Origin of the sequence: Elusimicrobium sp. (assembly GCA_015062115.1) — a bacterium.
GTDB lineage: Bacteria > Elusimicrobiota > Elusimicrobia > Elusimicrobiales > Elusimicrobiaceae > Avelusimicrobium.
Map to the genome: position 1 here is coordinate 167791 of SUVG01000002.1, position 13517 is coordinate 181307.

The following is a 13517-nucleotide window of genomic DNA, read 5'->3' on the forward strand; positions in this document are numbered from 1 at the left end:
AAATAGGTTTATTTCTCTTGAAATTTTTTCGCGGCCGCAATGGCTACGGCGATTAAAGAAGCGTCTTGAGCGGCGCCCGGTGCAACGGCCACTTCTTGCGGAAAGTATTTTTCCATAGCCTGCACAATTACCCCAAGCAGTTTCATAATTCCTATCATGATAATAAGGAAGGAAAGCACAACCCCCATACCGATGGCGGTTATGTTGAAGGATTGCATCAATAAACTATCTGCACTCATACCTTAACATCTCCTATGTATATTTCTTCGAGGCCTTTTTCGGTACGCAACAAAAGCGTGCCGCGTGCGGAAATGTCTTCCGCCAGGCCGAAAATCGTTTTATCGTTATTTGTAACGCTGATTTCTTTGCCCAAGAAACCGGAGCGTTCTTTGTAAGCGGTGCGAATGGTTTGAAAACCGCTTTCGCACAAGAGGGAATATCCCTTCCAAAAGTACTCTAAAATTTGTTGTAAAAGAACTTCTTTTTCCGTGTTAATACCCAGTTTTTTAAGTGAAGTGGCGGGTTGGTCTATTTGTTCCAAACCTTCTTGGGATAAGTTAAGCCCCACGCCCAAAACGACGGCTCCTATACAAGAACCTTTCACGACGGCTTCGCTTAAAATACCGCAAATTTTTTGTCCGTTAATTAGCACATCGTTGGGCCATTTTAACTGCGGGTTTAGTCCTGCCGTTTCTAAGGTTTGGCAGATGCAAAGTGCCATCAGTTGGGTAAGATTGGGCAAAAAATCTTGCCGGGTCGGTTGTAAAAGAACGGAAAAATAAAGGCCGCCTTCTTGGGATACCCACACTCGGTTGTAGCGACCGCGGCCCGTGGTTTGTTTGTTTGCTACTACGACGGTATCCGGTGGCAAGGATTCCCAGTTTTTTTTGAGGTAAGTATTGGTAGAATCTAACTCGTCAAAATGCACCAGGTGTTCCATACCCTTATTGTAACAAATAAAGGAGGAAAAGGGGCGTTTATTCGCGTGGAAAAAGTGTGCAAAACAATAAAATAACCCCCCGGGTATTAACCGGGGGATATTTAATAAGAAAGCAGTTTCTTTCCGCGTACGGCCGCAAACAAAATGGCGGCTATCATGCTGGAGGGGTCTGCTTGATTGGTTCCGGCGATATCAAAAGCCGTTCCGTGAGTGGGGGAAGTACGCAAAAATTTCAATCCTGCCGTAATATGTACGATAGGCTCTTTGGCGGCAATTTTCAAAGGGGCGAGGGCTTGGTCGTGATACATACACAAAATGCCGTCATACTTGCCCTGCGCGTGTGCATACCACAAACTGTCCGACGGGAAAGGCCCTTCAATTCGAATACCCTTTTTTTGAAGTTGTTTAATAACAGGCGTGAGAATCTTTTTTTCTTCCGTGCCGAATTTGCCGTTATCGCCGGCATGCGGGTTTAAGGCGGCCACCGCCACTCGGGGGTTTTCTATTCCCAGGCGCATTAAGGCGGATACAAATTCCCGCGCTGTATGAAAAACTCGTTTTTTGGTAATGGCGGAAGATAAGTCGGCAATGGCAAAGTGTTCGGTTACAAGCGCGCACCGCAATTTCCCGCTCACAAACATCATCAGGCCTTCTTTGCCGCCTTGTTCGCGCAAAAATTCCGTGTGCCCGGTATAGGGAATATCGGCCAAAGTCCAACTTTGTTTGGAAATAGGAGCGGTTACCAAGGCAAAGCCGCTCTGTCGGGCCAGTTTGGCACCCAATTCTACGGCCTTGAACGAGCAAAGCCCGCCTGCCCGGGTGGGGCCCGGTAAGGCGTCTTGCAGACACTCGCACGCGTCAATGTTAATAAAACGAGCCAATTTTTCTTCAAAGCCGGCCCGTAAAAGAGAACTCGCTTCTCCTATTACCACAGGGGAGCACGCTTGCTGAACGAGTGGATTTTTAAGTGACTTCACCGTCACTTCCGGCCCGATCCCGAGGGGATCTCCGGCGCTGATAAATACAAGGGGTTTCATAATTTGTCCGTGACGCAAAAAAGGAAATTGGGGAATCGGAAAGTTCTTTTTTTGGAGAGTTTTGGGCAAACTTCTTACTTATTTTTTCTTTTCTTCTTTTTTTGTATTTTCTTTCTCGGCTTTTTCGGCGGCGGCCTTGGCGGCGATTTCTTCAATCACTTTGTCGGATTCGTAAGTAATGGTTACTTTTACATCCGCTTTGGTGTAAAGGTCTTCGATATATTTTGCCATGGCTAACTGCACGCGTTGTTGAGCGAGATATTGGGCCAAGTCGCGCGAGATGTCTTCATAAGAAAGGGTTTTTTCGGCCCGTTTTTCTTTAATTTTGATGATGTGGTAGCCCACATCACTTTTGATAGGTTCGCTTACTTTGCCGACGGCAAGCGTAAACGCCTTGGCATCGATTTCTTTGGGGGCGATGCCTTTAATCAAAATCATATCACCGCCGCTGGCGAGGGCGGCTTTGTCTTCGGTGTATTTTTTAACCGCGGAAGAAAAATCCAATCCGCCGTCAATTTCTTTTTTAATTTGTTTGGCCAGTTCTTCTTTTTTCTTTACCTCTTCGGGTTTCATGTCTTTGGTAACGGCCAAGAAGATGTGCCCCAAGCGCACTTGTTCGGCAGTTAATTGTTTAAGTTTGGCCGCAATAGCCTGCGCTTCTTTTAAGCGGGTGGGGTTTTCTTTTTCCAATTTTTTAAGGGCTTTGGTGTTATTTTTCAAAGCGGCATCTACATCGGCATACAAGGCTTTGGCGTCTTCTTCGTTCACCGGAGTAACGGAGGCTTTTAATTGGCCTTCCATCAGTTTGCGAACGGCTACATCTTTTTTGATTTTTTCTTTGTAGCGTTTCAAAGACATGCCTTGTTTTTTAAGGGCTTCATTAAAGCGTTTATCGGCCCCTTTGGGGTCTTGTTTGCCGGTTACTTCGTCGATAATAAAACGGGTTTTAATTTCGTTGATGCCGGCATCTACTTCGGAATCTTTCACCTGAATTTTGGCTTCTTCGGCGGCTTGGTATAAGAGTTCTTTAGAGATGAGTTCTTTGAGCACTTCGCGGCCCAAGATGTCTTCGGCATACGGTTGTTGCAAAATTTGCGGCGCGGCCGCTTTGTATTGTTCGATAACTCCTTGTAAATAGTCGTTATATTCGGAGGCCAATACCGGGCGACCGTTTACCGTGGCAACGGAAGAATCCATCACCTTGGCTTGTAAATTTGTTCCGCACACCGCAAACACGGCGGCTAATAATAAGTTATTCAGTTTTTTCATAAATGATAACCTCGTATTTATTTTTCAAATTTTCCAGTACTTCGTCCAACTTTTTATTTTCGAGCACTTCGCGGATGCGCGGCTCGGCTTCTTTGCGGGAAAGGCGTTTCTCTCCCGTTTTCATTATTATATGAAATCCCAGCGGGGTTTTGATAAACCCTTGCACACTCCCGGAAGCGGAATTGGCGGCAATTACTTCGATTTCGGGGAGGAATTCTCCCGGCATGAAGGAAAATTTATCTCCGCGGATAATTTCCGGCGCTACGCTATATTGGCGTTCCATTTCCTTCCAGCGGCGGGGAGAGCCTTTTAAGGTGCGCAGTACCTGTTCGGCCGTTTCGGCATTGTCTATCACAATCTGGCGAACGGTCATTTCGTAAGGGTATTTGTCGAAATAGGCATTTATTTCTTCATCCGTAACGGTTAAGGTTCCGTTTTCTTTTAAGGAATCGTACCACAATTGTTCCAAGGTTTGGGAAGCAAAATCGTTAAATACTTCGGCCAGTTGGGCGCGTTTATCTTCCAGTAAGGTAAGGTAAATATCCGTTTCGTGAATCCCGGCTTCTTCCGCGGCGGCGGCAATCAGTTTTTCGCGTGCGATGATTTGCAGGAAATTTTGCCGTCCGATAGGAGTTTGGGCAAATTCGCGGTCTTCCTCCGGCAAGAAACGAAGGCGTGCCTGCACATCATTTTCCGTGATGACTTCCTGCCCGATTTGTACAGCCGCTTGCCGGCCGTCGTCTTGCGGAGCTTGTTGTTGGCAAGCACTCAAAAGAAGGAAGGGGATAAGAAATAAAAACGATTTTTTCATACTTATACTATATCATTTTTCCGTTAGAATAATGCGCTCAAAAAATACTAAAGTTTCCGTGGCAAAAGAAAGCGGGGTTGCTTCTTGCGGGACTAATATGCGCAGGCCGTCTCCGTTTTTAGATTTGATAAATTCCAGATTCCGGGGCCCGAAACGGTTAAAAAGTTCTCCCGGAAGGTTCGGCGGCATTTGGAAACGGCGCGTAAAGAGTAGTTCCAGTTTGTCATCTATAAAATCAAGGTGGTAAATTTCCAATTTTCCCGCACGGGCGGAAAGGCGGAAGAGTTGGGTTAAGTTCAAAACTTCTTGAGGAACGGGCCCGCATAAATCGGTCAAACGCGTTAAAATCGTTTGGGTTTTAGATTCGTCTGCGTCCATAAGTTCTTTGTAGTATTTTAAGCGGTCGGCGTCATCGGGCAGATAGTCCGGCGGGATAAAAGCAGGCACGGGCAAATTGACGGTGGCGCGCAAGTTTTTCTCTACTCGTTCTCCGCGTAATTTTTTTACTTCTGCTGCTACCAAATCGCAATACAGGCTGATGCCTACTTCGTTTACATATCCGTGTTGTTTGACGCCCAACAGTTGCCCCGCTCCGCGGATTTCCATATCCCGCAGGGCCAAGCGAAAGCCGCTTCCCAGTTCGCCGAATTCCATAAGAGCCGAAAGGCGTTTTTTGGCTTCTTCGGTAGGGTCTTTTTCTTCTTTGGGTTTCCAATAAACGGCAGACAAATCGGCAAAGTTATCTTCGGGTTGTTCGGGTTTATTAAACAACCAATCGGGGTGAAAAAGGTAACAATAGGCTTTGGTTTCTCCACGCCCGATTCTGCCGCGAAGTTGATAAAGTTGCGCCAGCCCGAAGTTTTGGGCATTTTCCACGATTAAGGTGTTGGCGTTGGTAATATCAATGCCGGACTCAATGATGGTGGAAGCCAGTAAAATATCATATTTCCCTTGGTTAAAATCCCATAAAGTTTGTTCCAATTCTTTTTCGTCCATTTGGCCGTGCGCCATGCAGATGCGCGCTTGCGGAACAAGATTTTTTAAGAAAAGATAGCGGGACTCCATACTCTGTACACTGTTATATACATAGTAGATTTGTCCTTTTCGGGCGAGTTCTTGGGTAATGGCAGCGGCGGCCAAGTCGTTATTCCAGGGAGTAACTACCGTTTTAATCGGGGTGCGTCCGCGGGGCGGTGTATCGATTAAAGAAATATCGCGCAAAGCGGAAAGAGATTGGTTAAGGGTGCGCGGGATAGGAGTGGCACTTAACATTAAGGAGTGCACCCCCGAACTTTTGGCACGGATTTTTTCCTTCTGTTTTACTCCAAATCGGTGTTCTTCGTCTATAATTACAAGGCCTAAATCTTTGAAGGCAATATCTTTGCTCATCAGGCGATGCGTGCCGATAATGATATCGCACACCCCGTTTTTGAGTTGCCCGATTACCTCTTGTTGTTCTTTGGGTGTTTGGAAACGGCAAAGCATTTGCACATGAACCGGGAACCCGGCCAAGCGTTTGGAAAAGGTTTTATAATGTTGTGCGGCCAAAATGGTAGTGGGCACAAGCATCATTACCTGTTTGCCGGATAGAACCACTTTTAAGGCCGCGCGCATGGCTACTTCGGTTTTACCGAAACCCACATCTCCCACCAATACACGATCCATGGGTTTTTGTAAATCTAAATCGTGCAAAGTTTCTTCGATGGCTTGTTGTTGCCCGGGGGTTAGCGTGTAGGGGAAGGAGTCTGCAAATTCTTGTTCGATGCGTTCGTCTCCCGGCACTTGCGGAGCCGGGGTGGCCTGGCGCAAGGCTTCCATTTTAAGGATTTCTTTAGCGGTTTTTTGGGCTTCTTCCTTTACCCGTTTTTTAACATCTTTCCACGCAATACCGCCCAGCACGGAAAGCGTAGGGCGCTTCCCGCCGGCCCCGATGTATTTTTGAACTTTCTTAAAATCGTACATGGGCACATATAGTTTGCTTCCGCGGCGGTATTCGATAATCAGGCAGTCGGTGGGATTGTCTCCCGGATCCATGAGTTCCAAGCCTAAATAGCGGCCGATGCCGTGTTCTTGGTGAACTACATAATCTCCGGCTTCTAATTCCTTAAACCGCACCCGCTTGGCTCCTTGTATATCAAATTGCTTAATCACGCGTGCGGCCTGGTAATGGCGGTTTAAGATTTCGTTGGTAGTAATAAAGGCCACTTTATCTTGCGGAGAATAAAACCCCTGTGTAAGAGAAGAAATCTTGAAACCCAATGCGTGCAGACTGGGATAATCGGCGGATAGTTCGGTCATTCTGTCGAGTTCCCCGCGGTTTAGGCAACACAAAGTAATGCGGATACCTTGTTTCTGCAAAGTGTTTACTTCTCTTTCCAATAAAGCAAAGTTGGCTTGAAAAGAGATATTGGCTTTTAGCCCGCAATCGACGGCTTGATGATGGGGAAGGCGCGTGAAAACGGCTGAAGCGGAAAAAGCGGAAAAATCTGCTTCTTTTTCCGGATCGTCAAAAATATAAATACCCGAGGAAACATAATCGGCCAAGGAAGAGGTGCAGTCATTAAACTGAACAGGTAAAATAAGGGCTTCTTCCTCGCGGGAACGAGTGTTTTGGGTATCTAAATCAAAGGAACTGATAAGTTCAATTCGGTTTCCGGAAAAATACAGGCGTAAAGGCTGCGGACGGTTCAAACAAAAAATGTCCACCACGCTTCCGCGGGCGGCGTACTGGCCGGGGGTTTCCGCGTAGTCTTCGCGGGTATAGCCGTTTTCTTCCAAGCGGTCTAATAATTGTTGGCGGGGGAGGGTGTCGCCCGGCTTAATAATAAAAGTGCGGGATAAAATTTCTTCCTTGGCGGGAAGGCCCGCAAACAACCAATCATAACGGGCACACAATAAGAAGGAGGAATTTTTTTCATGTAAAATCTGCCACAAAGCGGCGGTTCGCCCGGTATCCGTTTCCGGTAAAGTAAACACAGAAGCGGAAGCGGGCGTAAATTCCCGCGCGGCATGTTCAAAATCGTCCGTGTCGTCGTGCGTGATAAATAAAACGGGTTTAGATTGGGTGAGAAATTGTTTGCAGACAAAAAACGCCCTCGCGGCACTGTTGGGCAGACCGTAGTAGTAAGTAGGGCACAAAGGCTTCGCGTTAGGCATTGTTTTTTCTCAACGCGCGGAGAACGGAACTTAGAAACTCTGCGGTTCCGTTCCGGAAATAAATGCTTCTAAAAATTTGTTGCGTTCGGAAGGCATGGCCAGTTTCCCGGTGGCGGGGTTGATATAGACCAAGGAAATTCCTTCCGGCACGGCGAAATCTTCGTTGGGTTCGTCTTTTAAGATTTCTTCCATAATGCTCGTCCACCAGCGGGCGGTGGTGCTACCGGTAAAACGGGCGCCCTGTTCGTGGGAGGTGTCATCGTCGTAACCCATCCAAGCGGCGGCAGCCGTATGAGGTGTCATGCCGACAAACCACATATCGCGGTGGCTTTGGGTGGTACCTGTTTTGCCGGCTATGTGGCGGCCCAAGCGAGAAACATACGCCCCGCTTCCGCGTTGGGTAACCCCTTTCATCATGTTAATAAGAAGGTAAGAGTTTTGAGGGGAAAATTCAGCCGATTCCAACGGAATATGTTGTTCCAAAATACGGCCGTTGGCATCTTCTACCCGTTCTATATAATAGTTGTCCGTATGAATACCGCCGTTGGCAAAAGTGCTAAGGGCAGCCAAGTGTTCGTCCATTTGCAAAACACTGACCCCTAATGCCAGGGCCGGTACGCGCGGCAAGGCGGCAGTCAGCCCCGCTTTGCGGGCCACACGCACTGTCTCCGGTACGCCGATGGCATCAATCAAATTAACGGCTACTAAGTTTTTAGATTTTTCTAAAGCTTTTCGCAGTGTAATCCAGCCTTCGTTTCTTCCACCGTAGTTTTGCGGAACCCATACATTAAAATCTTTACTGGCAATGAAAGTTTGTTTGGCTAAGTCCAAAGAGTACAAATCGGCATTTTCGTCAAAAGTGCGCCAGTTTCGTCCGTCGTAATAAAACATGGTAGGCAAATCTTTTACCAATGTAGCGGGGGTATAGCCTTTTTGCAAAGCGGCCATCCACACATAGGGCTTAAAGGAAGAACCCGGCTGGCGTTTGGCTTGGGTTACGCGGTTAAATTTACTTTCGCCGAAAGCCCGGCCGCCGACCATAACGCGCACCGCGCCGCTTTTTACATCGCGCACCATAAAAGCCCCTTGCAAGCGCGGATATTCCGCCTCCGGGTCTTTGGGAAGGAGTTCTTCGTCCGTGGGGGTGGTGTCGGCTTCGGTGTCGTTGGGGTCTATTTCGATGCCGAGCCCTTTGGCCACTTGTTCATCGTAGGCTTGCAGGGCTTCGTTCATAATTTTTTCGGCTATGGCCTGTTTTTCAATATCAACGGTAGTATAAATGTTTAACCCCGCCTTCCATAATACATCCATGCCGTATTTAGGTTCTAACATGCGGCGGATATGTTCGATAAAATACTGACCGGGTTTGCTTTCCGGAGCGGGTTGTTTTTCGGGCAGGGGTTCGGCTTTGGCTTTTTCCAACTCTTCTTTGGAAATATAGTTTTGCTGGTGCATGACGTCCAGCACTAAGTTGCGGCGGTTTTTGGCGGTTTCGGGGTTAGCAAAAGGATTGTAGCGTCCCGGTGCGGGAATAAGCCCCACGATAAGTGCCGCTTCCCCGGTAGTAAGTTCGGAAAGTTCTTTGTCAAAATATTTTTTGGCGGCAGCTTTTACCCCATAGGCTCCGCTGCCTAGGTAAATTTCGTTTAAGTATAACTGTAAGATTTCGCGTTTACTGAATTGGTGTTCGATTTGGATAGCCAAAATAATTTCGCGTATTTTGCGAATAATCTTTTTCTCTTGCGTTAAAAATACACCGCGCGAGAGTTGCTGGGTAAGGGTGGAAGCCCCCTGCTTGGCACTGCCGGTGATAATGTCGTGAATCAGTGCGCGTAAAATACCGCGGACGGAAAACCCGGCATGGGAGAAGAAATCGCGGTCTTCCATAGCCACCACCGCATTTTGCAAATCTACGGGGATATCTTCCAACGGCACCATGCTGCGTTTTTCGATGGAAAATTCGTGAATTAAGTTGTTATTGCGGTCAAACACCTTGGTGGTAAGCGAAGGGGTATATTCTTCCATCTCGTACACGGGCGGCAAGCCGGAGAAAATATAGCGCATAAACACTGCCCCGGCCAAAATGCAGATAAACAGCCCCGCCAAAGAGGAAAAAATAAAAAAACGGGAAGTAAATAATTTTGTAATCTTTTTACCCATACACTTAAATTATATCAAAAATCCCTATTGAAAAATGGGGAGGAATTAACTAACCTTTTTGGTAGAAAAACGGAGTAAAAATCTAGTACAATAATAATGCAGGACGAAAGGGGGTATTTATGGCTCAAGAAAAAAACGAAGAGCAGATAAAGCGTAAACGGTCTTGCGAGTTTTCGTGTTCTCAATGTGCCAACCGTTTGGACGGAACCTGCCCGCACGAGGTAGTGAAGTTGTCGTTTCGCCCGGAAGATTTGGAAAATATCAAAAAGAACGGTATGGCCGGTAACGACATAGTTATTTTTATCAATGCCGATACCCAGCAGGCGCTTGTTTTAAGTAATACATTTTCCAATATTACCTTGGAAGATTTAATGAAAGACAGCGCCATACATCAACAGGCTTGGTTGGAAACCCTGAAACACGGGGTTCATCACTACGAGTGGAGTTTTGAAAAAGATAATAGAGTGTATCTTTTCCAAACTACGGTAGTGGCTATGTCGGACGAGAAAGGGGTCGTTACGGGCGGACTTTCTCTATCGCGCGACATCAGTCACTGGGGAGTTGGGCGTAGCAAAGTGCTGCGGGACGGTTCTACCCCGCGTACGCTTTCCCAGATACTTATTTCCGCGCGCGAAATGGAAAAGAAAGATATTGCCAAAGCACTTCACGATGAAGTGGGTTCCATGGCCGTTATTTTGACGGCTCTTTTAAGTGTGGTGAAAACCCGTGTAAAAAAGGGCGAACAAAAACAAGCCTTGGCGGATATATCGCGTTTAGATGGGCAGATTAAAGAAAGTATCGAACGCATCAAAAACATTGTGGTTTCTCTGCGTCCGCCGAGTTTGGAAAACGACGGGGCCCTTGGGGGCGCAATCCGCGAACTCTTGGATAATATCAGCGAACTGACCCATATTCCTTACCAGTTTGATTATAAACCCGTTTCGGGCCAGTCGGGAGTATCGGATCAGGTAAAAATTTTGCTTTACCGCATTGTGCAGGAATCGCTTAATAACATTGTTAAACATGCACAGGCCAAAAATATTTATGTTTTGTTGGAAAAAACAGATGTAATTCGCCTGGTCGTGCAGGACGACGGCGTAGGTTTTAAGGTAAGAAAACAAAACTCTATTCGCCATATCGGGCTGTTAGCCATGAAAGACGGCGTAAAGTTGTTAGGCGGAAAAATTTCCATTAAAAGTTCACCGGGTAAAGGAACGCGCATAGAAGTAATTTGCCCGTGTGTGGTTTATGTGGGGGAAAAATGAAGAAAAAAATTGTACTGGCGGACGACCATGCTATCGTTCGAAACGGCGTGCGTGCCGTGCTTGAAAATTTGGGCAAAGATATGGAAGTAATTGCCGAGATTTCCAACGGGAAAGATTTGGTGGAATTTGCCCAAAATAACAAAGCAGATGTATATGTGGTGGATATTTCCATGCCGATACTAAACGGTATCGAAGCCGTGGACCGTATCGTCAAACAAGATCCCGAAGCCAAGGTGGTTATGCTGAGCATGTATGATGACCGGGTTTCGGTAGAAAAATCGCTCAAGGCCGGGGCCAAAGGTTTTATCGTAAAAGTTTCCACTGCCGATGAAATCGTAGATGCCATCGAAGAAGTATCGGCCGGGCGTTTTTACCTGTGCAGTAAGGTTTCCAAATATGTAGTGCAAGGTTTTTTAGGTAAAACAACTCCCCGTAACAAACGGGATTCTTCGGGCTTAACTCCCAAAGAAAAAGAGGTACTGCAACTCATTGCCGAAGGGTATAGCAGCAAAGATATTGCCAAGTCGTTCAACCTTTCGCTCAATACAATTCATGTGCACCGTAACAACATTATGAAAAAACTGGGTATTCACAAACAGGCGGAACTGGTGCGTTTTGCCATTAAAGAAGGAATTGCCCAACTTTAGTTAAAGGATTTTACTATGCGTATTATTGCCGGCACTGCCCGTGGACGGAGAATTTTTTCCGTGTCTAAAAACTTACCGGTCAAACCGATTTCAGACCGGATTAAACAATCTTTATTCGATATTTTGCGCCCGCGCATTACCGGGGCCATTATGTTGGATTTATTTGCCGGAACGGGCAATGTGTCTTTGGAAGCCCTTTCCCGCGGGGCCATGAAAACCGTTATGGTAGACCGCGAACCGGCCTGTATTAAAAATATCCACCGCAACTTGGCGCATTTAGGTTTTGAAGACCGTGCCAAAGTGCTGCGCGGTGATGTATTAAAACCGCTTGATTGGGTGATGCCTTACAGCGATAACGAAGGGTACGATATTATCTTTATGGGGCCGCCTTACCGCGATATTAACAACAAAATGCTCTCTTTTTCAGAGCCTGCCTTAAAAAATGTGGCCGAGGCCCGTCTGCTGGCTCCAAACGGAATTGTGGTATTGCAAACGCATAAAACGGAAGAATTTGCCGTGCCGGACAGTTTGGAAATTTACCGCGTAGAAAAATACGGTGATACCTTGGTACATTTTATGCGTGCCGCCGAAAAAAAGGAAGCCTGATTCATGAATAGCGATGTGCGCGAATTAAACTATTCCAAAATAAAAACCTATATGGAGTGCCCACTTCTATATAAATATAAGTATATAGACGGTCGGCGGGAAGGATTGGTGCCCGCTTCTTCTTTGGGGGTTTCAATTCACCGCGCTTTGGAAGAATACCACCGCGATTGTAATGACCCTTCCGAACTGCTTGCTTATTATGATGATTGTTGGTTGGGGGCGGGCTATTCTTCTTCCGGCGAACAAATGGAGTGGTACTTAAAAGGGCAAAAAATGTTGGAAAAATATGCCGAACGCGAATATGAACGCAAAACCACGGTGGACAGCACCGAACGGGAGTTTATTTTCCAGGAAGGGGATTGGACTTTACGCGGAAAAATAGACCGTATTGATAAACACCCCGACGGTTCTTGGGAAGTTATCGATTATAAAACGGGTACCGATGTGGACTTGTCTATCCCGGTTACGGATTCGTTGCAAATGGGAATTTATGCGGTTGGTGCCCGACGCGCTTGGAATATGCAAAAAGGAAAAGCCAGTTTTTATTTCGTAGCGTATGATACCGTACAATCGGCTCCGTTTGAAGCATTTGACGAACGAAAAATTTTAGACACCTTTATCGAAATAGGCAAGAAAATAGAGGCGGAAAACTTTGAGCCTAATTTGGAGCATTGCCAAAATTGCGCCTTCAAAGACCGTTGCGAAAAATCTTGTGCAGCCGGTGAGGAGAAACCCTTAGACTTTACCGGTTCTTCTCCGGCCTGAAATATTTTTCCGTCAATCAAAAACCCCGAGTATTTCTCGGGGTTTTTTGTTGGGAAAGAGCGTGTCAGTTTTTGAAAAAATAAAAGGCAATAATTGCTAAGCCCAATGCCAATCGGTAGTACACAAAAACATTAAAACTGTGGTTTCTAATGTATTTCATCAACCACCCGATAACGGCCAACGCTCCCAAAAAAGCACTGACAAAGCCGCAAACCAGCGGAGCATTAAAATCTTGCCAGGATAAGTGTGTCATTTCCAACACGGCTGCTCCCGCAATAATGGGCGCGGAAAGCAAAAAGGAAACTCTCGCCCCCGCTGCGCGCGTAAGCCCCAAAAGCAGGGCCGCCGTAATGGTTATCCCGCTGCGTGATACCCCCGGCATAATGGCCAACGCCTGTGCACAGCCGATAAGAAGAAAAGTGCTAAACGGAATAGAAAAAATATCTGTTCCGCGGGTATTTCGGTTGCCGCGTTTATCGGCCCACCACAACAGAAGTGCAAAGCCCATTAAACAAGCGGCAATCATCAGCGGGTTTCTAAAGGTATGTTCGGCCCAATCGTTTAACAGAAATCCTGCCAGCCCGGCCGGTACGGTGGCGGCGGCTAAATACCAAAGGACTTTCCCTTCGCGGGAAGCGGGGCGGGAAAGGCCGTTTTTGATTAAGACAAACCAATCTTTTGCAAAATATAACAATACTGCAAGCAAAGTGGCCGCATGAAGCATTACATCAAAAGCAAGGCCCTGATATTCTTGCCCGCGGAAAAAGGGCAGGAGTACCAAATGGGCAGAACTGGAAATGGGTAAAAATTCGCCCAATGCTTGTAAAAGTCCTAACAAAACAGCATCTAAAATAGTCATCT

General features: G+C 46.6%; 12 protein-coding genes. 4 read left to right on the top strand and 8 right to left on the bottom strand.

Annotation, left to right across the window (positions count from 1 at the left end):
- Positions 1–8: 8 nt before the first annotated feature.
- From E7027_02050 to E7027_02080, 7 genes are all read right to left on the bottom strand, one after another.
- Positions 9–239, bottom strand: coding sequence for a sodium pump decarboxylase subunit gamma (locus E7027_02050; protein ID MBE6420914.1), 231 nt, complete (start codon positions 237–239; stop codon positions 9–11).
- Positions 236–940 (bottom strand): biotin--[acetyl-CoA-carboxylase] ligase, encoded by a 705-nt coding sequence (locus tag E7027_02055; GenBank protein MBE6420915.1) that lies wholly within the window; start codon positions 938–940, stop codon positions 236–238. Before E7027_02055 ends, E7027_02050 begins: the two co-directional genes overlap by 4 nt.
- Before the next feature lie 101 nt (positions 941–1041).
- Positions 1042–1977, bottom strand: a complete 936-nt coding sequence (gene pdxA / locus E7027_02060) for a 4-hydroxythreonine-4-phosphate dehydrogenase PdxA (GenBank protein ID MBE6420916.1) — start codon at positions 1975–1977, stop codon at positions 1042–1044.
- A 78-nt stretch (positions 1978–2055) separates the two neighbouring features.
- A complete protein-coding gene (locus E7027_02065) occupies positions 2056–3246 on the bottom strand; it encodes a hypothetical protein (GenBank protein MBE6420917.1) in 1191 nt (396 codons plus the stop codon).
- Positions 3230–4057 carry a hypothetical protein gene (locus tag E7027_02070; protein MBE6420918.1) on the bottom strand — a complete coding sequence of 276 codons (828 nt, stop codon included), beginning with the start codon at positions 4055–4057 and terminating at the stop codon, positions 3230–3232. The genes E7027_02065 and E7027_02070 overlap by 17 nt, the downstream gene beginning before the upstream one ends.
- A 12-nt stretch (positions 4058–4069) precedes the next feature.
- Positions 4070–7213, bottom strand: a complete 3144-nt coding sequence (locus E7027_02075) for a DEAD/DEAH box helicase (protein ID MBE6420919.1) — start codon at positions 7211–7213, stop codon at positions 4070–4072.
- Positions 7214–7243: 30 nt separating this feature from the next.
- On the bottom strand, positions 7244–9373 hold the full coding sequence (locus E7027_02080) for a PBP1A family penicillin-binding protein (GenBank protein ID MBE6420920.1): 2130 nt from the start codon (positions 9371–9373) through the stop codon (positions 7244–7246).
- A gap of 119 nt (positions 9374–9492) precedes the next feature.
- Between E7027_02080 and E7027_02085 the strand changes: the two genes are divergently transcribed.
- The 4 genes from E7027_02085 to E7027_02100 are packed head-to-tail and all read left to right on the top strand — an operon-like array spanning position 9493 to position 12656.
- Entirely contained in the window at positions 9493–10638 is a 1146-nt protein-coding gene (locus E7027_02085; GenBank protein MBE6420921.1) for a sensor histidine kinase, read from the top strand.
- Positions 10635–11285: a response regulator transcription factor gene (locus E7027_02090; protein ID MBE6420922.1), complete on the top strand. Its 651-nt coding sequence runs from the start codon at positions 10635–10637 to the stop codon at positions 11283–11285. The genes E7027_02085 and E7027_02090 overlap by 4 nt, the downstream gene beginning before the upstream one ends.
- Before the next feature lie 15 nt (positions 11286–11300).
- Positions 11301–11891 (top strand): 16S rRNA (guanine(966)-N(2))-methyltransferase RsmD, encoded by a 591-nt coding sequence (rsmD, locus tag E7027_02095; protein MBE6420923.1) that lies wholly within the window; start codon positions 11301–11303, stop codon positions 11889–11891.
- A 3-nt stretch (positions 11892–11894) separates the two neighbouring features.
- Positions 11895–12656: a PD-(D/E)XK nuclease family protein gene (locus tag E7027_02100; protein MBE6420924.1), complete on the top strand. Its 762-nt coding sequence runs from the start codon at positions 11895–11897 to the stop codon at positions 12654–12656.
- 64 nt (positions 12657–12720) lie between these two features.
- On the opposite strand, the gene E7027_02105 is transcribed toward E7027_02100, so the two are convergent.
- Entirely contained in the window at positions 12721–13515 is a 795-nt protein-coding gene (locus tag E7027_02105) for an undecaprenyl-diphosphate phosphatase (protein MBE6420925.1), read from the bottom strand.
- Between the last annotated feature and the right edge of the window lie 2 nt (positions 13516–13517).